15 protein-coding genes are annotated in these 19,651 nt (G+C 67.4%); 11 read left to right on the plus strand and 4 right to left on the minus strand.

Annotation, left to right across the window (positions count from 1 at the left end):
- Positions 1-566 precede the first annotated feature (566 nt).
- From N2652_07510 to N2652_07560, 11 genes are all read left to right on the plus strand, one after another.
- Positions 567-2,060 carry a sulfatase gene (locus N2652_07510; protein MCX7819034.1) on the plus strand — a complete coding sequence of 498 codons (1,494 nt, stop codon included), beginning with the start codon at positions 567-569 and terminating at the stop codon, positions 2,058-2,060.
- A gap of 4 nt (positions 2,061-2,064) precedes the next feature.
- Positions 2,065-3,202 (plus strand): peptide chain release factor 2 gene (prfB, locus tag N2652_07515; protein ID MCX7819035.1). Its coding sequence is split into 2 segments (ribosomal slippage): positions 2,065-2,139 and positions 2,141-3,202, totalling 1,137 coding nucleotides; the frame shifts between segments, so codons are not numbered across the junction.
- Entirely contained in the window at positions 3,199-4,011 is an 813-nt protein-coding gene (trpC, locus tag N2652_07520) for an indole-3-glycerol phosphate synthase TrpC (protein ID MCX7819036.1), read from the plus strand. The genes prfB and trpC overlap by 4 nt, the downstream gene beginning before the upstream one ends.
- Positions 3,980-5,203: a UDP-N-acetylglucosamine pyrophosphorylase gene (locus N2652_07525; protein ID MCX7819037.1), complete on the plus strand. Its 1,224-nt coding sequence runs from the start codon at positions 3,980-3,982 to the stop codon at positions 5,201-5,203. The genes trpC and N2652_07525 overlap by 32 nt, the downstream gene beginning before the upstream one ends.
- A 5-nt stretch (positions 5,204-5,208) precedes the next feature.
- Positions 5,209-6,651, plus strand: a complete 1,443-nt coding sequence (locus N2652_07530; protein ID MCX7819038.1) for a hypothetical protein — start codon at positions 5,209-5,211, stop codon at positions 6,649-6,651.
- A gap of 14 nt (positions 6,652-6,665) precedes the next feature.
- Positions 6,666-7,424 (plus strand): ABC transporter permease, encoded by a 759-nt coding sequence (locus N2652_07535; GenBank protein MCX7819039.1) that lies wholly within the window; start codon positions 6,666-6,668, stop codon positions 7,422-7,424.
- Positions 7,421-8,200 carry an ABC transporter ATP-binding protein gene (locus tag N2652_07540; protein MCX7819040.1) on the plus strand — a complete coding sequence of 260 codons (780 nt, stop codon included), beginning with the start codon at positions 7,421-7,423 and terminating at the stop codon, positions 8,198-8,200. Before N2652_07535 ends, N2652_07540 begins: the two co-directional genes overlap by 4 nt.
- On the plus strand, positions 8,197-9,189 hold the full coding sequence (locus N2652_07545; protein ID MCX7819041.1) for an MlaD family protein: 993 nt from the start codon (positions 8,197-8,199) through the stop codon (positions 9,187-9,189). Before N2652_07540 ends, N2652_07545 begins: the two co-directional genes overlap by 4 nt.
- A gap of 35 nt (positions 9,190-9,224) precedes the next feature.
- Positions 9,225-11,546 (plus strand): ATP-binding protein, encoded by a 2,322-nt coding sequence (locus N2652_07550; GenBank protein MCX7819042.1) that lies wholly within the window; start codon positions 9,225-9,227, stop codon positions 11,544-11,546.
- Between the two features lie 44 nt (positions 11,547-11,590).
- Complete coding sequence (locus N2652_07555; protein ID MCX7819043.1) at positions 11,591-12,592, plus strand: ROK family protein; 1,002 nt, start codon at positions 11,591-11,593, stop codon at positions 12,590-12,592.
- On the plus strand, positions 12,553-13,410 hold the full coding sequence (locus tag N2652_07560) for an SDR family NAD(P)-dependent oxidoreductase (GenBank protein MCX7819044.1): 858 nt from the start codon (positions 12,553-12,555) through the stop codon (positions 13,408-13,410). Before N2652_07555 ends, N2652_07560 begins: the two co-directional genes overlap by 40 nt.
- Here the strand turns inward: N2652_07560 and N2652_07565 are convergent.
- Genes N2652_07565 through nifJ form a run of 4 tightly spaced genes read right to left on the minus strand, consistent with a single transcriptional unit; the run spans position 13,382 to position 19,204 of the window.
- Complete coding sequence (locus N2652_07565) at positions 13,382-14,317, minus strand: lysophospholipid acyltransferase family protein (protein ID MCX7819045.1); 936 nt, start codon at positions 14,315-14,317, stop codon at positions 13,382-13,384. The genes N2652_07560 and N2652_07565 overlap by 29 nt on opposite strands.
- A gap of 37 nt (positions 14,318-14,354) precedes the next feature.
- Positions 14,355-14,543 (minus strand): ferredoxin, encoded by a 189-nt coding sequence (locus N2652_07570; GenBank protein MCX7819046.1) that lies wholly within the window; start codon positions 14,541-14,543, stop codon positions 14,355-14,357.
- A 45-nt stretch (positions 14,544-14,588) separates the two neighbouring features.
- Positions 14,589-15,596 carry a dihydroorotate dehydrogenase-like protein gene (locus N2652_07575; protein ID MCX7819047.1) on the minus strand — a complete coding sequence of 336 codons (1,008 nt, stop codon included), beginning with the start codon at positions 15,594-15,596 and terminating at the stop codon, positions 14,589-14,591.
- A gap of 26 nt (positions 15,597-15,622) precedes the next feature.
- Positions 15,623-19,204, minus strand: coding sequence for a pyruvate:ferredoxin (flavodoxin) oxidoreductase (gene nifJ / locus N2652_07580; protein ID MCX7819048.1), 3,582 nt, complete (start codon positions 19,202-19,204; stop codon positions 15,623-15,625).
- Positions 19,205-19,651: the final 447 nt, after the last annotated feature.

Genomic DNA, 19,651 nt, shown 5'->3' on the forward strand with positions numbered 1-19,651 from the left:
AAGCTCCCCTCAAGCTCTGTCCCTTGGGTGCTTATCAGCTTTGTCTCTCGGGCGCTCTACCCGGCAGTCGAATCAGAGGACAAAAGTAACCGAGCTTCAGCCAATGCCCCCTCGGCACGCTCCCTGAAGGTGTCTGCGGTAAAAGTGAATATTCCGTGGAGACACTCGCGCCATGCACATGGGCGGCGCCGGCTGTGTGGTCAGCGCTGTCGCCCGGCTGGCCACACGGAGAACTGGAGCGTTGGGCGCGCGCGTCCAAGCTTTGGACACTGCCGGGCCAAACCTGTCCAAGAATTGGAAGACACCCGCCGATGGGATTTCCGCGCTGTCCGATGGGCGAAAACCTGGTTCAATGGCAGCGACGAGCTTCACGCGGGAATCCTGTGACCGCCCCGTGAAAGGCTAGCTCTGGCGCCAACTGGCCGGCCGTGGGCGACCGGCAACTACACACACCCACTCGGACAATGCCAGAACCTAACGCACCGGTTGCATCACAGCTGCGGAGGTGCACTTTCAGCAACGGCCAGTTGGTGCCGCACAGCCACCTTGGTATCATGGAAGGCACGATGAAGGCGCAGATCGCTAGATTGCTTGGCTGCATCGGCGTGCTCGTCAGCCTCTCCGGCGCACTGGCGGACGAGCGGCTCAATTTCGTGGTCATCTTTATGGACGACATGGGCTATGCCGATCCGGGTTGTTTCGGCGGCGCCGCCGGCCTGACGCCGAACATTGACCGGTTGGCGACGGAGGGCATGCGGTTTACGAACTTTCTCGTGTCGCAGGCGGTGTGCAGCGCGTCGCGAGCGGCCCTCCTCACCGGTTGTCACGCAGTCCGCGTGGGGGTGCTGGGTGCGCTGCCCCCCAACGCTCCGAAGGGGCTGGCGCCGGAAGAAGAGACGATTGCCGATGTTCTGAAGAAGCTTGGTTATGTGTCGGCGATGATCGGCAAGTGGCATCTCGGCGATCGGCCGCCCTGGCTGCCCCTGCAGCAGGGGTTCGACGAGTTCTTCGGCCTGCCCTACTCCAACGACATGTGGCCGGTGGACTTCGATGGCACCCCGATTCCGCCCGAGGGCCAGCCGTGGCCACCGAAGGATGGCCGTCCTCACCGCCCGCGCTATCCACCCCTGTACCTCATGGAGGGCAACGAGCAAGTCCGGGAGATCCGCACGCTCAGCGATCAGAACGAGCTGACGCGGCTTTACACCGAACGCGCGGTCCGATTCATCGAGCAAAACCGTCAGCGACCCTTCTTTCTGTATCTCGCCCACTCAATGGTGCACGTGCCCTTGGCGGTGTCCGACCGCTTCCGCGGGCGTAGCGGCCGGGGGCTGTACGGCGACGTGCTGATGGAGGTGGACTGGTCGGTCGGCGAGATCGTCGCGGCGCTGCGCCGCAACGCGCTGGAGCGGCGCACACTGCTAGTGTTGACCTCCGACAACGGCCCGTGGCTGAACTATGGTGACCACGCAGGTCAGGCCCGGCCGCTGCGGGAGGGCAAGGGCACCTCGTGGGAGGGGGGCGCGCGGGTCCCCTGCATCGCGTGGTGGCCGGGCCGCGTGCCGGCCGGCACGGTGTGCGACCGCCTGGCCGCCACGATCGACCTGCTACCGACCTTCGCAACCCTCGCCGGCGCGCCCCTGCCAAACCGCAAACTCGACGGGGTGGATATTTCGCCGCTGCTGTTCGGACAGCCCGATGCCGAGCCCCGCACGGAATACTGGTACTACTACGGGCGCACACTCACCGCGGTCCGGTGGCGCAACTGGAAGCTCATGCTCCCGCACGAGTCCCGAACCTATGAAGGGTTCGAACCCGGCCGCGGCGGCTTGCCCGGCCCCACCGGCATGCGGCAGGTGCCACAGGCGCTGTACGATCTGGACCGCGACGTCGGCGAGACGACGGACGTCCAGGATCGTCATCCCGAAATTGTTGAGCGCCTGCGAAGCATCGCCGCGGCCGCTCGCGCGGAGCTCGGTGACGAACCCTCGCGCCCCGCCGGCGGCCGCGCGTCTCGCTCGCAAGCCGAGGCGCCGCCCTCCCCCCCCAACCGGAGATGATTCCATGACCCTCCTTCTCGAAGACCTCGCCCAGCGGCGTGATCGCCTGGCGGCCCGCATGGACGACATGCGGGACTATCTTTGACCTGGAACATCGCCAGCGGCAGTTGACCGAGCTGGAAACGGCCGCCGCCGCGCCGGACTTCTGGAACGACACCGCGCGCGCCCGGGAGACCCTGGCTCGCGCAAACCGGTTGCGCTCGGTGCTGAACGCGTGGCGCGAAGCCCGCCAGGCGGTCGACGACGCCGCCATCTACGTCGAAATGGCATCCACGGAAACCGCCGAAACCGCGCGGCAGGCCGCGATCGCGGAGGGCAACGCGTTGCTCGATCGGGCCGAGACCATCTTGAACGATCTTGAAATCCGTTCGCTGCTGAGTGGCCGGTTCGACGAGCGCAACTGTTATCTCGAGCTCCACGCGGGCGCAGGCGGCACCGAGTCGTGCGACTGGGCCGCGATGCTGCTGCGGATGTTCAGCCGCTACGCGGAACGCAACGGATTCGCAGTCGAGGTGCTCGACGTCCAGCCGGGGGATGAGGCCGGCATCAAAAGCGCCAGCCTCTTCGTCTCCGGCCCCTACGCCTACGGCTATTTCAAATCCGAACGCGGCGTGCATCGTCTTGTCCGCATCAGCCCCTTCGATGCGAACCGGCGCCGGCATACGTCGTTCGCGGCGCTGGACGTCGTCGCGGAGCTGGACGACGACGTGGAAATTGAAATTCAGGACAAAGATCTGCGCATCGACACCTACCGCTCGGGTGGCGCCGGCGGCCAGCATGTGAACAAGACCGATTCCGCAGTGCGGATTGTGCACCTGCCCACCGGGATTGTCGTCGCCTGCCAGGCGGAACGCTCCCAGCACGCAAATCGCGAACGGGCGATGCGCATGCTGAAGGCGCGCCTCTACGAGATGGAAATGGACCGCAAGCGGCGGGAAATGGAGCAGTTTTACGGCGAAAAAGGCGAGATCGCCTGGGGCCGTCAGATCCGCTCGTACGTGCTGCAGCCCTACCAGATGGTGAAAGACCACCGTACCGACGTCGAGGTCGGACGGGTGGACGCGGTGCTCGACGGCGACCTGCGCCCGTTTGTGGACGCGTATCTGCGGAAGTTTCGTCCGCGGGATGGAGACGGCATGTGAGCGTGCTGGAGCGGATCCTCGCGGACAAACGGGCGGAGATCGCGCGACGACGGCGCGGTGGCTCCCCCCCTCCTCCCACGCAGCCTCCGCCGCCTTTCGCCGCCGCGCTGCGCTCGGTGCCGATCGGCCTGATTGCGGAGGTCAAGCGGCGCTCGCCCTCGGCCGGCGTGATCCGCGAGCCCTGGGACCCCGCCGCAATCGCGCTCGCCTACGCCGCGGCGGGCGCGCAGGCGATCTCGGTGCTTGTGGACGAGCCGTACTTCGGCGGTGGCGAAGCGGACTTCCGGGCGGTGCGGTCGAACGTGCCACTGCCGCTCTTGTACAAGGAATTTGTGCTGGACGAGTGGCAGGTCGCGCACGCGGCGTCGCTGGGCGCCTCCGCGGTGTTGCTGATCGTCGCGGCACTGGACGACGTCGCGCTGAAAGATCTGTCGGCCGCGTCCGCCGCCTACGGCCTCGAAACCCTCGTGGAGGTGCACAACGAGCGGGAACTGGAGCGGGCGCTCGCGGCCGGCGCCACCCTGATCGGCATCAACAATCGGGACCTACGAACCTTTCGGACGGACCTCACCGTGAGTCTGCGGCTGGCGCCGGCAGTGCCGCGGGGAACGACGCTTGTCAGCGAAAGTGGCATCCGCGATGCGGAGGACGTCCGGCGTTTGCAGAGTGCCGGTGTGCATGCGATTCTCGTCGGCGAAAGCCTGCTGCGACAGTCCGATGTCGCCGCTGCGGTACGGCGCCTGATGGCGCCGGCGCGCGGCGGGGAGGTGCCAGGCGATGGATCAACCTACGGCCCGAAAATGGATTGAGCGCGGTCTCGTGATGCCGTTGCCAGAGACGGTCGAGATCGCCCCAGAGGTCCGCCCCGAGCGAATTGCGCCGGGTGTCGTGATCCACCCCGGCTGCCGCATTCGCGGCGCCGAGACCTCCATCGGCCCGGGCTGTGTGTTGGGCGAGGAAGCCCCCTTGACGCTGGACAACTGCCAGTTGGGACATCGCGTTCGGCTGGCCGGCGGCGCCTGTTCCGGCGCGACGTTCCTGGATGGGGCCGCACTCGGCAGCGCCGCGCACGTTCGGCCCGGCACATTGCTGGAGGAAGAGGCCTCCTGCGCGCACGCGGCGGGTCTCAAGCAGACCATCCTGCTGCCTTTTGTGACGACGGGTAGCCTCGTGAACCTGTGCGACCTGCTGATCGCGGGCGGCACGTCGCGACGTCACCACACCGAGGTCGGTTCGTCCTATGTTCACTTCAATTTCACCCCCCACGGCGACAAGGCCACCGCCTCCCTGGTCGGCGACGTGCCACGAGGGGTGTGGCTCGACCAGCCGCCAATCTTCCTGGGCGGCCAGGGAGGGCTCGTCGGGCCGTCGCGGGTCGCGTTCGGCGTCGTGATCCCGGCCGGCATCATCTGGCGCGGCGACGCACTGGAGCCGGAAACGGTCGCGGTGCCGCCCCCTTCGGCCTCGCCCATGGCCCGGCCGTTCGTCGCCGGTGCGTACCGATCGGTGCGGCGGATCGTGCACGCAAACCTGACGTTCGTGGGAAATCTGCTGGCGCTCACCGCGTGGTACCGCCACATCCGCGCGCGATGGATGCAGTCCGACCCTTGGCGCGCCGAGTGCCATGCGGGGGCGTTGAGGCGCCTCGCCGAGGGAGTGGAGGAGCGGCTGCGGCGCCTTGACGAGCTGGCCGACCGCATGGAGCGATCGGTCCAGCTGGCCCGCAGCGACCGCCGATGCGCAATTCCGGCGGACTTGATCGCGGAGCAAGAGCGGTTCCGCCGGCAGTGGCCGGCGATCCGCGAAGCGATCCGGTCCTGTGGTGACTTTGAACCGCCACCGGAACTGGTTGCCGCCGTCGCCGGCGCGACCGCCCGCGAGGCGACAGACTGGCCCGCGGTAGTTCGCGCCGTGCCGGACGAGGTTCGTCATGCCGGCCGGGAGTGGCTAGAGCGCTTCGTGGAACGCTGCCGCTCATTGTGGCCGGCCCGCACGGGCTGACCGCGATGTCGCGTCGCCTGCCGACCGTATTCTTCGCCGGGGCAGCGATCCGCGCCGCGGCGATGTCCGACAGTGTGGTGGATTGGGGACCGTTGTACTACCGCGTGCAGTTGTCCGGCAGCGGCACCATCGAACGGGCGGTCGGGCCATTGTGGGAACGGCGAATCTCCGCGGACGGTCGGCTTTGGGCTCTTCGGCCGTTCATCGCTCGCGCAGCCAGCGCGACAAACCGTGTCGAAGGGGATCTGCTTTGGCCGCTGGGCGAATTCTCTGCGCTGCCCCCCGAGCGAGGGTGGCGGGTGCTCACCGCGTGGTACCACTGCTTCGATACGACCGCGGCTCGTCCGCGCTGGCGCCTCTGGATTTTGCCCGTCTATATCCAGGGCCGCAGCGCGGCCGGCAGGGACTATCTCGGCGTGGTCCCGCTCGGCGGACGCATCGAGGAATTCTTCGGCCTGGACGAATGCACCTTCGTGCTGTGGCCGGTGTGGTCACGACAACGCGATGGCCATCTGCTGACCACCGCGTGGCTCTACCCGATCTGGAGCCGGACGCAGGGCCCGACGGAGGAACGGTTGCGGGTTTTCCCGTTCTACGGCCGCGCCCGGCGGCACGGCCAATACGAAAAGCAGTTCATCCTGTGGCCGATCTGGACCTGGGCCCGCTACCACTATCCCACTTCGCACGGCACCGGTTGGATCCTGTTTCCGTTCTACGGCCGTCTGGACCTCAGCGACCAGACTTCCCGCCTGATCCTGCCCCCCTTCATTCGGATCACGCACGGCCAGGAGGTCCGGGGCATGGATGCACCCTGGCCGTTCGTGCGGTACCAAACGGGGCGCCGCAATCGTCTGCACATCTGGCCGTTTTACGGGCGCACGACGGACCCGGCGATCGACCGGGCCTACTTTGTGTGGCCGCTGGTGTGGCGGCTGCGCGTCACCCGGCACGACGAGATCCATCGCTCTTGGCACATCGTGCCCTTCGCGCACTGGCGCAGCTCCACGCCGCCGCAGGCGTCGCCGTCGCGGCGAGAGGGGCGCATCTGGCCACTGCTCTCCTGGTCGTGCGAGGGCGAGGCGTGGCACTGGCGGGCACCCGAGCTGTGGCCCACCTGGCCGCTGGCGCCGGTGGAACGGTCGTGGTCGCCGCTCTGGACGCTGATCCGCTACAGTCGCAGCGCCGGCGAAACGGAGTGGGAACTGCTCTGGGGCCTCGTGCGCCACCGCCGCGACGCGCAGCTCCGCCACACATCCGTGTTTCCCCTATGGGAGGCCAGCACCGCGACGTCGGCCCACCGCACATCGTGGTCGGTCCTGAAGGGACTGGTGGGCGTCCGTTGCGACGGGGCGAACGTCCACCTGCGACTGCTCTACGCACTTGACGTTCCGATCGGAGGATCCCGGCCATCGTCCTGCACGAACCCGACCACTTCGAGCCGCCGCTGAACCTGTTCGCGGCGGTGGGGCGTCGGTTGCTACTGAGCTGCCGCAACGCCGGCCGCGGGCTGATCGTGCTCGGCGGGGCGCTGCTGGAGCTGCGTCACATGCTTTCGCGACGCAACCGTCGCGAAGTGCTCACGCAGCTGTTCATCACCGGCATCAAAAGCCTTGGGGTGCTGACCGTGGTGGCGATGTTCACCGGCATGATCCTCGCGCTGCAAACCGGCCTGGAACTGCGGCGCTACGGGCAGGAGGTGAACATCGGCACCGCGGTGACGGTGGTGATGGTCCGTGAAATGGGCCCCTTCATGACGGGGCTGGTGATCGCGGCGAGCGTGGGCTCCGCCATCGCCGCACAGCTGGCGACGATGACCGTATCCGAAGAGGTCGCGGCGCTCGAGGTGATGTCGATCAGCCCTGTCCGCTTCCTGGTGATGCCGCGGCTCGCCGCGCTCCTCATCATGATGCCGGTGCTCACCGTCTACACCAACGTGCTGGGCGTGATCGGCGGCGCGATCGTGGGCCGCACCCAGCTGGGCGTCTCGCTGCCGGCCTACTTCGATAACGCGATCCAATACGTGCGCAACAAGGACCTCTACGTCGGGCTGCTGAAAGCCACCGTGTTCGGCGTGGTGATCGCAACGGTCGCCTGCCAGCAGGGCTTCCAGGCGACGGAGGGCGCGGTCGGCGTGGGCCACGCGACCCGCCGGACCGTGATCATTTCCTTCCTGACCATCCTGATGCTCGGCTACATGATCACCAGGTTGTTCTACCAGTGAGTGCGACGCCGGCGATCCGATTTGAGCGGGTGGTGAAGCGGCTGGGCGGCCGCCTTGTGCTCGACGAGGTCTCGTTCGAGGTCCAGCGGGGCGAAGTGTTTGTGATCGTCGGCGCGTCGGGCTCGGGCAAAAGCGTCACGCTCAAACACATGGTGCGGCTGCTCACGCCGGACGAGGGCCGCGTCTGGGTCGGCGAGGACTGCATCAGCGAGGCGCGCGGCCGCCGGCTCGCCGAACTCCGCGACCGCTTCGGTGTGCTGTTCCAGAGTTCCGCGCTGCTGCAGTGGATGACCGTCGAGGAGAACGTCGCGCTGCCGCTGCGCGAGAAGACCGCGCTGAGCGAGCCCGAAATCGCAGAGCGGGTGCACCGGCAGCTCGCCGCGCTCGGCCTCGAGGACGCGGCCGACAAATTCCCCGCCGATCTCTCCGGCGGCATGCAGAAGCGCGTCGGCCTTGCCCGCGCAATGGTGCTGAACCCTGAAATCATCCTGTACGACGAGCCCACCTCCGGTCTGGACCCCGTCACCTCGCGCCGCATCGACGACCTGATCCTGGAGCTGCGCCAGCAACACGGCATCACGAGCGTGGTCGTCACGCACGACCTTCACTCCGCGCTCGCGATCGCGACCCGCATCGCGGTGATCCACCAGGGCCGCGTGGTCGAGGTCCGCCGGCCCGCAGAGTTTTTGCGCTCAACCAACGAGATTGTTCGGTCGTTTCTTGACGCGCAGTACATCACGCGCCGCGGCGCGTGGGAGATGGAGACGATTCAATGAGACGGGAACGGATTCGCGAGACTTCAATGGAGGTCACCGTCGGCGCGTTCCTGTTCATGGTGCTGCTCGCGCTGGCGGTCTTTACGATCATTCTCAGCCGCCAGAGCCTGTTCGAGCGCACCGTCTACTACGAGGTCACGTTCCGCACGGTGCTGGGTGTGCGCGAGGGGGACAACGTCTACCTCCGCGGCGTGATCATCGGCAAGGTGGACGACGTGATCGTGGAGCGCCAGGGGGTGCGCGTGCGACTGGCGGTGAACCGCCCTCTCGACCTTCGCGAAAATTACCGCATCGAAATCCTTCCCTCCTCGCTGCTGGGCGGCCGCTACCTCGAAATCGAGGAGGGCGACGAGGACCGGCCCGCGATCCCGCCCGGCACGCCGCTGGTGGGCACCACGCCGAAAGACCTGCTCGACGAAGCGACCCGCGTGGTCGCTTCGATCCGGTCCACGCTGGAGGGCGGCGTGCTCGACAATGCGCGCACGATCGTTTCGAACGTGAACGCGATCGTTGCGCGGGTCGAGCGCGGCGAGGGTACGCTCGGGCGGCTCGTTCGCGACGAGACGGTGTACAACGACGCTCGCGCGATCGTCGCCAACGTCCGCGAGATCAGCGAGCGGCTGAACCGCGGCGAAGGTTCACTCGGCCGGCTGCTATCGGACGACGGGTCGATCTACCGGGACATCGAACAAACCGCCGCGAATCTCCGGCGCGCCTCCGACGATCTCGCGCAGGGCCGCGGACTGCTCGGCAAGCTGATCTCAAGCGATGATGCCGTTTACGACGACCTGCGTGCCACGGTCGCGTCGGTCCGGGAGGTGGCGGAGGGGCTGCGGCGGGGTGAGGGCACGCTGGGCCGGCTGCTGAAAGAAACGGAGGTCTACGAAGACCTGAAACAGGCACTTCGTGAGCTGCGCGCGACCATTGACGACTTCCGCGAAACCGCACCGATCACCACTTTTTCGAGTATTTTCCTCGGAGCGTTCTGACGTGTGGCTCGGCCGCGAAACCGAAAAAACCTGACATGCTGACGACAGTGCTGGCGACGCTGCTGTGGATGACCGGCCTGGCGGAGCTGGTTGCCGCCGCGAGCCTATTCCGGCGCACCCGCCGCCCCGGCATCCGGCCGTTGGCCGTGTTGCTGGCCGCGCTCAGCGTGTACACGGTTGCGTACGGCTTTGAGATTCTGCGCCCGTCGATCCCCTGGATGCTCGGCTGGCTCCGGGTCGAATATCTGGGGGTACCGTTCATCGGATGGGCATGGTGGTGGCTCGCCTGGGAAGTCTCCTCCGGGCGCAGTGGCGCGCCCCGGTGGCGTGGCTGGCTCGCGGTGGTGCCGGCGTGCACCGCGGCGGTTGCGCTATTGGGCGGTGGGAGTCAGTGGATCCATGCCCCCCCACATGAGGTCCGACTTTCCCCGATACCGATCTTTCAGTTCGAGCCCGGTCCGCTCTACAGGGCGATTTGGGCCTACAACTGGACGCTCGCCGCGCTCGGCACATCGCGGCTGCTGACGCGAGCCGCCATTTATGGCGGTGTCTATCGGCGCCAGCTCCGCGTCTGGTTGGCCGCGTTTGCGGTGCCCGCGCTCGCCAATCTCGCCTATGCGGCCGGCCTGCAACCGTCGGGCGCGTTCGACATCAACCCGTTCGCCTTCGCCATCGGTGGGGCGATTGTCGCCCCCGTGGTTCTCCGTAGATCGCTGCTGGATGTGATCCCGATTGCGCGGGCCCGCGCGTTGGACGCGCTCAGCGAGGGTGTCATCGTGATGGACGCCGACGGTGTGGTGCTCGATGTGAATCCCGCCGCGGCTCGAATGATCGGTGCCGCCCGGATTGGGCGCTCCTGCGAGCTCGCGTTCGAGATGTCGGCGGAGTTCGGACGCGCAATCTCCGCTGCAGAGGGGAGTGGCCCCAAGATTCTCCATGACGCCGGGCCCTCCCGGCGAGTGATCGAGTGGCGGCAACAACCGATCGGCGATCCCGCCTCGCCGGAGGGCCGCGTGGTCTGGCTGCGGGACATTACGGAGGAGTACCGAATGCAGGCCGAGCTCCGCGCCCGGGACCGGTTGCTCGCCGCGCTCGCCCGATCGGCCCGGCTGCTGCTGGGGCCGGCCGGCCTGCCGGAACTGCGCGGCTACATCCACGAGCTCGGCCAATCCTCCGGGGTGGAGCGTCTGCACCTGATCCTCGGAACGTTGCCGGACGGCACCACGCTGAGCGCACCGGTGGAGGTCGCGCGGTGGGATGCCGCGGAGCCGACGGCGGTCTCGCCGACGCCACCGCGCTGCCCCGCCGAGAACGCTGCCGATGTGCTCCGCGAGTGGGTGGCCGACCTGCGAGGGGCACAGAGCGTGGCGGGCATGCGGGAGACGTTTGCGCCTCCCGCGCGCGCGCTCCTGGAAACCCTGGGCTTGTCGGCAGCGGTCGCCGCACCGATTCTCTGGGGTCGCGATGCCGGCGGTCTGCTGATGCTCGGCCTCACGCGCGAGCACCGCGCGCCCACCGCCGCGGAAATCGAGTTTGTGCACGGCGCCGCGCTGCATCTCGCGCTCGCGCTGCGGCGCGACCGGATGGAGGCCGCGGCGCACGAGGCGCGCCAGACCGAATCCGTCGGCCGGCTGGCGGCCGGTCTCGCGCGCGATTTTAATAATCTCAACCAGGTCGTGCTCGGCTACACGGAGACGCTGCGCGACGCGTTCTGCGAGGGGGATTCGCGCCGTGCCGACCTCGCAGAGATTGAAGGTGCGGCCCGGCGTGCCGTGCAGATCACCCGTCAGCTGCTGGCCGTCGGCGAATCGCTGAACCTCTCCATGGTACCGATGGAGGTGCACGCGCTGCTGCGCCATCTGGCCCCGATGATCGAACGCATGCTCGGTCCCTCAATCGTCATGGAGCTGCGACTGGACGCGCCCGACGACCACGTCATCGCCGACGCATCGCTCATCGAGTACGCGTTCCTCGGTCTGGTCGCGAACGCGCGGGACGCAATGCCGCTGGGGGGACAGCTTCTCATCCGTACCCGCAACATCGAAATTGCCACGGGAGACACTGCGATTGGCGAGCTTGCCGCCGGCCGCTACCTGGGTGTGGACGTTAGCGACAACGGCATCGGCATGAACGAGACCACGCGCAGCCATCTGTTCGAGCCGTTCTTTTCGAGGAACCCCGGGGGGCGGAGCATCGGCCTGAACCTCGCGGCAATTCGCGGCACGCTCAAGCAGCATGGAGGGGATGTTCGGGTCGAATCGGTTGAGGGCCGAGGTTCCACCTTCACCGTGCTGCTGCCGGTTCGCGCGCCTCCTTCCCCCTCGGCTGCGGCGCCGGCCACTGCGCAGGCCGTTTGAGTTTCTGCAGGTCCACGCCCATACTGGGGGGTTGAGATACGGCGATGAAACCAGCACTGGGCGTGGATTTTGGTGGCACCGCGGTGAAAATCGGCCTGGTCAACGCGCAGGGGCGCGTGCTCGGCGAGGACGGCTTCGCCACCGCCGGCGTCCGCGGAGTCGAGCGATGGCTGGACGAGGTCGCTGCCGCGGCAGAACGGCTGGGGGTTCCCGCCGGCCGGTGGTCGCGGGAGCTCTCCGGCATCGGCGTCGGCGTGCCCGGGTTTGTAGATTTCGAACGCGGATTCATTCACAACCTGACGAACGTACCCGGCTGGACCGCAGTACACCTCGCGCGGCTGATGCGGGAGCGGTTTGGTGTACCGGTGGTGGTGGACAACGACTGCAACGCAATGGCGTTCGGGGAGTGTCAGTTCGGCGCGGGCCGCCGCTATCGTCACGCGGTGTTTCTCACGCTCGGCACCGGTGTCGGCGGCGGGATTGTGCTGGATGGCCGCGTCTGGCGGGGCGCATATTCGATGGCCGGCGAGATCGGCCACGTGCCGATCGATCTGCACGGCGTGCGCACGCCGACCGGCCGCGGAGGACTGGAAGAATATGTCGGCAACCGGCAGATCGTCCGTCGTGCCCGCCGCCTGCTCCGTCACCGGCGGTCAATTCTGCCGGATCTGGTGGGTGGCAACCTGCGCGAGCTGACCCCGCGGCACCTCGCCGACGCCGCTGCGAAGGGCGACGCGGTTGCGCTGGAGGTGTTCGACTACATGGCCGACTGTCTGGCCACCGCGCTGGCCGGCATCACCTACCTGCTGCAGCCCGAGGCGTTCATCGTCGGTGGCGGCGTCGCAGCCGCCGGCGACGTGCTGTTTGGGCCGTTGCGCCGTCATCTGACAGAACGGCTGAGCCCGTTCTTCGCCAAATACATTCGCGTGGAACCAGCGGCGCTGGGCAACCGCGGTGGGATGATTGGCGCCGCCGCGCTGGTGTTGAAGTCGAACGAGTCTTCCCCATGCATCGGCCCGCGGTCCAGACGCGCTCGGCGGTCGTAACCGGCTGTTCAACCGGTATTGGTCGCGCGACCGCGCTGCTGCTTCGAGAGCGCGGCTGGCGGGTGCTGCCCACCGCGCGCAAGCCGGAGGACCTCGATCGCCTCCGGAGCGAAGGATTCGAGGCGGTGCGGCTCGATCTGGCCGATGAGGCCTCGGTCGAAGCGGCAGCCCGGGAAGTTCTGGAGCGGCTGCACGACGGCCTCGGCGGCATTGTAAACAATGCCGGCATCGGCGTGGGCGGTGCGGTCGAGGATCTCTCGCGCGAGGCGTTGCGCCGCCAGTTCGAGGTGAACGTGTTCGGATTGGTGGATTTCACAAACCGGCTTCTGCCCGCGATGCGCGCGCAGGGCTGGGGCCGCATTGTGAACGTCAGCTCCGTGCTCGGCCGTGTTGCGACGCCGCTGGTCGGCGCCTACTGTGCGAGCAAGTTTGCGCTCGAAGCGCTCTCCGACGCGTGGCGGGTGGAGTTGTGGGCGACTGGTATCGCCGTGAGTGTGATCGAGCCCGGGCCCATTGAGTCCGAGTTTCGACGCAACGCCGCGGAGACGGCAGCTCGGCTGCTGGATCCGGAGCGCTCGCGGTTCGGCCGGGAAATTCGCCGCCAGATTGAACGCCGACAGGCCCGCGACGAAGGCCGCCGCAGATGGATGTGGCCGCCGGAGACCGTCGCGCGGGCGATCGCGCACGCGCTGGAGTCGCAACGGCCACGCCGGAGGTATCCGGTCACCTGGCCGGCCCGGGCCGGCGCGCTTGCCGCGCGCTTCGCGCCGATGGCCTGGCTCGACTGGATCAATCGACGGGCCGTGCCGGACGGCTGAGCCGCCCGGCGGGCGCATCTCCTGCCGCGGGCAAGGGATCGAGAACCCAGCGCCGGTTGTACCAGAAATACTGTTCCGGCCGCTCGAGGATCACCGGCGTCAGCACATCAAGCACATCCTGCAGGAGGCGACGCCTCCGCTCATGCCGAGATCCCTCCGATGGCGGCCGCACCGCCGGCCAGATCCGCACGGTGTGATCGAAAGTGGAGGTTCGCCAGACCGCGCACGGTAGCACCGGCGCATGCCCCAGTTCCGCAAAAAAGGCGAGCCCGCCAGCGAGATTCGCCTCCCGGCCGAGAAACACCGCACGTACCCCAGGGCGCGGCGAGCGCAGATCGACCGGCATCGCCAGCACCGCCCCCTCCGCAAGCGCCCGGAGGATCCGTCGCGTCGCGGTTCCGCCCCGCGGCACCACCGTCACCCCCCGCCGCGCGCGCCAGCGAACGAGGTGGCGGTCCACCAGCGGATTCCGCTGCCGCGCGACGAGGGCGACCAGCCGGTAGCCGAACAGCGGTCCGAGCATGCCCGCCATCTCCCAGCTGCCGAGGTGGGGCACGGCGAGGACGGCGCCACGGCCCTCCGCCAGGGCTCGGCGAAGGTGATCCTCCCCCTCCACGCGAAAATGTCGCCGCACCCATTCGGGCGAATGTCGTGGGGCGTACACCGCATCCACCACCGCCCAGAAAAAATGGCGCAGCCCCTCCCTGGCGATTTTCTCCGCCGCCGCGCCCGCGCCCAACACCCCGGCCACGCGGCGCATCGCTTCGGACCGCCGCCACCCGAAGTCGAAGAGGATCCGCGCGGCCGCTGCCGCCAGCCGGAGCGCCACCCCGTAGGGGAGCACCCCGGCGACCATCAGCGCGCCGCGCAGCGCAACATACTCGGCAACATGCCGCGGCCGGGCCATTCGCCGGCGCCCGCTGCCTGCGGACCGTCGGCCGCCCTTACTCGGTCACCTGAATCGCCTGCACCGGGCAGTTGGCGGCCGCGTCGCGGACCGCATCCTCCAGCCCGGCCGGCACCTCGTCCACCTTCACCTTCGCGACCGAGCCGTCCATCACAAACACGTCCGGCACCGCATCACAGCAAAGCTCGCACCCGGTGCAGGTATTCGCGTCCACCGTCGCTTTCATCTTCGGCATCCTTTCACATCTCCGCCGGGCCGGGCGGACCTCGCCTCAGGCGATCGCATAGCGGCTCTTGTACTCTTCGAGAATCCGGATGTAGTTGGCGCGCTCGAACGCAGCCGGATTCGCGACCGCCCGCTGGCTCATCGCGCCGCGCATTTGTGCGACCGACTCGTACTCTTTTTCCGCCATCCAGCTCTCCAGCTCCTGCAACATGGTGCGCAGATGGCCGATCCCGTTTTTCAGCAACGCGGAGCAGGTCTGCACCAGGTCCGCGCCGGCCAGCAGAAGCTTTGCGACGTCTAGCCCGCTATGCACACCGGTGGTCGCCGCCAGCGAGAGGTTTACGCGGCCGTGCAGAATCGCGATCCACCGCAGCGGCAGCCGCATCTCCGCCGGCGTGCTCAGGTGAAGGTCCGAGCGGACGTCCATTTCGTCGAGGTCAAAGTCGGGCTGATAGAAACGGTTGAAGAGCACCACACCGCGCGCGCCGGCCTGCTCCAGCCGGCGCACCATGTTCGCGATCGAACTGAAGAACGGCCCGATTTTGACCGCGATCGGCACCTGAACCGATCGCGCGACCGCGCTGACGACATCCACGTACATCTGCTCGACCTCCGCGCCGGACCGATCCGGGTCGGTCGCCAGGTAGTAGGTGTTCAGCTCGATCGCCCGCGCGCCCGCCTGCTCGATGCGCCGCGCATAGTCAATCCATCCCTCCTTGGAAACGCCATTCAAGCTGCCGATCACCGGGATGGACAGCGCCTGCGATGCCTCGTGTACGAGCTCCAGATAGCGCTCCGGTCCCACCAGGTAGTCGCCCACATCCGGGAAGTAGGAGAGCGCCTCCGCGTAGCTTTCCGCGCCCGCGCTCATGAGGTGATCCAGCGCTTCCGCGTCGTGGTGAATCTGCTCCTCAAAGATCGAGAACATCACCACCGCGCCGGCGCCCGCGTCCTCCAAGCGGCGCAGGTCGTCCAGCCGCTGCGAAAGCGGCGAAGCGGCCGCGGCCAGCGGATTTCGAAGCTTCAAGCCCATGTAGGTGGTCGTCAGGTCCATGGTCGGCTCCTCGTCGTTCTGTCCGCTCAAGCCCGCGCCGGGGATTCCGCGGCCTTCGCATCTTCCGCCATCCAGCGCTGATAGAGCTGCCAGCGGCGCTCCACGTCCGCTTGCGCCAGCTGCAGCAGGCGTTCGGCCTCCTGCGGCCGGCTCATCGCCAGCATCTTGAAGCGCGTCTCGTTGTACGCGTAGGCCTTCAGCGGAATCGACGGCGCGCGGGAGTCGAGAATCAGCGGTGACTTGCCCTGCGCAGCCAGCTCGGGATTGTACCGGTACAGCAGCCAGTGGCCGCTCTGTACCGCCAGCTTCTGCTGCTCGAGCCCTTTCTGCATGTTGATGCCGTGCGCAATACAGTGTGAGTAGGCGATGATCAGCGACGGCCCGTCATACGCCTCCGCCTCAAGGAACGCCTGCAGCGTCTGCCGCGGATTGGCGCCCAGAGCGACGCGCGCCACGTAGATGTTGCCGTAGCACATCGCCATCATCCCCAGGTCCTTCTTCGCAGCGGGCTTACCACTGGCCGCAAACTTCGCCACTGCGCCGCGCGGCGTCGCCTTGGACGCCTGCCCACCGGTGTTCGAGTACACCTCGGTGTCGAGCACCAGCGCATTCACGTTCCGACCGCTCGCCAGCACGTGGTCCAGTCCCCCGTAACCGATGTCGTACGCCCAACCGTCCCCGCCCACCAGCCAAACGCTGCGGCGCACCAGGTTGTCCGCAATCGCATCGAGCTGTCGCGCCTCCGGCGACGACAGGCCGGCAATACGGCGCCGCAGCTCCGCAACCCGCGCCCGCTGCGCGGCGATGTCCGCCTCCGTCCGCTGCGGCGCCTGCAGCAGCGCCTCCACCAGATCCCCGCCGATCGACTCGCGCAGCCGGCCGAGCAGTTCCGCCGCATAGGCACGATGCTGATCGATCGTCAGCCGAAAGCCGAACCCAAACTCCGCGTTGTCCTCGAACAGCGAATTCGACCACGTCGGTCCCCGGCCATTCGCATCGGTACACCAGGGCGTGGTCGGCAGGTTGCCCCCGTAAATTGAGGAACAACCGGTCGCGTTCGCGATCAGCGCACGATCGCCGAACAGCTGGCTGAGGATCCGCACATATGGCGTCTCCCCACAGCCGGTGCAGGCACCGGAAAACTCAAACAGCGGCCGCGCAAACTGCACGTCACGAACGGAGCTCAAGTCCAGCTCGGCTCGATCGGTGTCGGGCAGCGAGAGGAAAAAGTCCCAGTGGCGACGGCCCCGTTCGTGGATCGGCTCCTTCTCGGCCATGTTGATCGCCTTCCGGCCGACTTGCTCCTTGCTTTTCTTCGGACAGGCCTCCACGCACAGCGCACAGCCGGTGCAATCCTCGATCGCGATCCCCAGCACGTACCGCAACCCCGGCCGCTGCGGGTCCTTCCACTCCGCAGAGAGAAAGCCCTCCGGCGCACCCGCCAGCGCCTCCGGCGGCACCCGCTTCGCGCGAATGCAGGAGTGCGGGCACACCAGCGCGCAGTTCCCGCACTGGATGCACAGCTCGGCATCCCAGACCGGCACAAACAACGAAATGTTCCGCTTCTCCCACTGCGTCGTCGCGGTGGGAAACGTCCCGTCCGGCGGAATCCGGCTGACCGGCACCTCGTCGCCCCGCCCCGCGATGATCGGCGCCAGCACCTCGCGCACAAAGGGCGGGGCGGACTCCGGCACCGGCGGCGGCAGCTCCCGCGTGCTTGTTGGGGCGGCCGGCACCGGAATCTCCCGCAGGTGCTCCAGCGTCATGTCCACCGCACGGAAGTTCTTCTGAACGATCTCCTCCCCTTTGCGCCCGTAGGTCTTCCGGATCGCGGCCTTGATCTTCGCGATCGCCTCGTCCCGCGGCAGCACGCCCGAAATCGCAAAGAAACACGTCTGCATGATTGTGTTCACGCGGCTGCCCATCCCCGCCTCGATCGCAACCCGGGAGCCGTCAATCGCGTAAAACTTCAGCTTCTTCTCGATGATCTCCTGCTGCACCTTCCGCGGCAGGTGGTCCCACACTTCTTCCGGCTTCCAGGGACTCGAGTTCAACAGAAACACCGCGCCGGGCTTCGCGTACTTCAGGATGTCCACCTGGTCGAGAAACACGAACTGGTGGCAGGCGACAAAGTTCGCAGACTCGATCAGATACGGCGCCGGAATCGGCTCCGGTCCGAAGCGGAGATGCGACACCGTCCGCGAGCCGGCCTTCTTTGAGTCGTACACGAAGTAGCCCTGCGCGTACATGTCGGTCTCTTCGCCGATGATCTTGATCGAGTTCCGGTTCGCGCCGACCGTGCCATCCGCGCCCAGTCCAAAGAACATCGCGCGCACAACGTGGTCCGGCTCAATGATGAAGGAGGGGTCGTACTCCAGGCTCGTGTGCGTGACGTCGTCACGAATGCCCACTGTGAAGCGATTCTTCGGCTCCGGCTTCGCCAGCTCGTCGAACACCGCCTTCGCCATCGCCGGCGTGAACTCCTTGCACGAGAGCCCATAGCGGCCCCCGATCACGCGCGGCAGCGCAAACGGCAACCGCCCGGCCGCTGCACGCTCACCCAGCGCGGTCACCACATCCTGATACAGCGGCTCGCCCGCCGCGCCAGGCTCCTTCGTGCGGTCCAACACCGCGATCGCCCGCACGCTCGCCGGCAGCGCCGCGATGAAGGCGTCGGTGGAAAACGGCCGATACAGCCGCACCCGCACCACCCCAACCTTCGCGCCGCCGCGGTTCAACGCGCGGACCGTGTCCCATACCGTTTCCGCGGCCGACCCCATGATCACGATCACCCGGTCCGCGTCCGGAGCCCCATAGTAGTCGAAGAGCCGGTACGAGCGGCCGGTCAGCTGCGCGAAGCGGTCCATCATCGCCTGCACCACCGCCGGACACCGCTGATAAAACGGGTTGCACGCCTCGCGCGCCTGGAAGAAGAAATCAGGGTTCTGCGCGGTTCCCCGTATCACCGGCCGGTCGGGCGACAGCGCCCGCCGGCGATGCTCCAGCACTCGCTCCTCCGGAATCATCGCCCGGATCACGTCGTCCGTCACCAGCTCGATTTTCTGCACCTCGTGCGAGGTGCGAAAACCGTCGAAGAAGTGCAGAAACGGCACCCGCGACTCCAGCGTGGAGGCCTGCGCGATCAGGGCCATGTCCATGACTTCCTGCACGGAGGCCGACGCCAGCATCGCAAATCCCGTTTGCCGTACCGCCATCACATCCGAATGATCGCCAAAGATCGACAGCGCATGGGTCGCCACCGTCCGCGCCGACACGTGGAAAACCGTCGGCGTCAGCTCCCCCGCGATCTTGTACATGTTCGGGATCATCAACAGCAGTCCCTGCGCCGCAGTGAACGTCGTCGTCAGCGCGCCGGTCTGCAGCGCGCCATGGACCGCACCTGCTGCGCCCGCCTCGCTCTGCATCTCGATGACCGTGGGCACCGACCCCCAAATGTTGGTGCGCCCTTCAGCCGACCACTGGTCCGCCCACTCGCCCATGTTCGACGATGGCGTAATCGGATAAATTGCGCAGACTTCGTTGGTCTTGTGCGCGATGTACGCGGCGGCCTCGTTGCCGTCCATAATGACGATTTTGCTGCTGTCCATGGTCTGAATGTCTCTCCGCCGGCGAAAAACCGGACGGTCCTGTATACACGGTCATCTGCCCGCGGGCAAGCAGTTCCACCGGCCGCCAGAGTGCCGCACAACCCCTGCTGGCTCAGAGCGTCCCGCCTCCCAGCGCTCCCCCCTCTGGCCCACCGCCGGCCACCTCACATCGGAACACACCGGAACGGGCGGGCGCCGGTCGGAGGGAGGGGGCCCGAGATCCCCCCTGTACCCGGTCCAAGCGTTGGAGGCCTTGCTCCCGAAGCGCCCCAACCCTTGGAACACGTATGCCGGGCGGCATGGCCACCTCCCGACAGAACCAGCCCACCGCGTTCTCTCGACCCTCCGGTGAAGGCTTGCGATCTGCGCGCTCGGACTACCCGCACTGGGTCGCCCATCCGTGGCTCAGTTCGTGCCGACGCGGAGGCTGCGAACACCATCCGGACT

It is taken from the genome of Kiritimatiellia bacterium, assembly GCA_026417735.1.
In the GTDB taxonomy this organism is placed as follows: domain Bacteria; phylum Verrucomicrobiota; class Kiritimatiellia; order PWTM01; family PWTM01; genus CAACVY01.

What these genes read in the sequence shown, in the direction of transcription:
- N2652_07525 (MCX7819037.1), top strand. Translation starts at nt 3,980, where the DNA reads ATGGATCAACCTACGGCCCGAAAATGGATTGAGCGCGGTCTCGTGATG.
- N2652_07530 (MCX7819038.1), top strand. Translation starts at nt 5,209, where the DNA reads ATGTCGCGTCGCCTGCCGACCGTATTCTTCGCCGGGGCAGCGATCCGC.
- N2652_07570 (MCX7819046.1), bottom strand. Translation starts at nt 14,543, where the DNA reads ATGAAAGCGACGGTGGACGCGAATACCTGCACCGGGTGCGAGCTTTGC.
- N2652_07555 (MCX7819043.1), top strand. Translation starts at nt 11,591, where the DNA reads ATGAAACCAGCACTGGGCGTGGATTTTGGTGGCACCGCGGTGAAAATC.
- N2652_07550 (MCX7819042.1), top strand. Translation starts at nt 9,225, where the DNA reads ATGCTGACGACAGTGCTGGCGACGCTGCTGTGGATGACCGGCCTGGCG.
- N2652_07560 (MCX7819044.1), top strand. Translation starts at nt 12,553, where the DNA reads ATGCATCGGCCCGCGGTCCAGACGCGCTCGGCGGTCGTAACCGGCTGT.
- N2652_07575 (MCX7819047.1), bottom strand. Translation starts at nt 15,596, where the DNA reads ATGGACCTGACGACCACCTACATGGGCTTGAAGCTTCGAAATCCGCTG.
- N2652_07565 (MCX7819045.1), bottom strand. Translation starts at nt 14,317, where the DNA reads ATGGCCCGGCCGCGGCATGTTGCCGAGTATGTTGCGCTGCGCGGCGCG.
- nifJ (MCX7819048.1), bottom strand. Translation starts at nt 19,204, where the DNA reads ATGGACAGCAGCAAAATCGTCATTATGGACGGCAACGAGGCCGCCGCG.
- N2652_07510 (MCX7819034.1), top strand. Translation starts at nt 567, where the DNA reads ATGAAGGCGCAGATCGCTAGATTGCTTGGCTGCATCGGCGTGCTCGTC.
- N2652_07545 (MCX7819041.1), top strand. Translation starts at nt 8,197, where the DNA reads ATGAGACGGGAACGGATTCGCGAGACTTCAATGGAGGTCACCGTCGGC.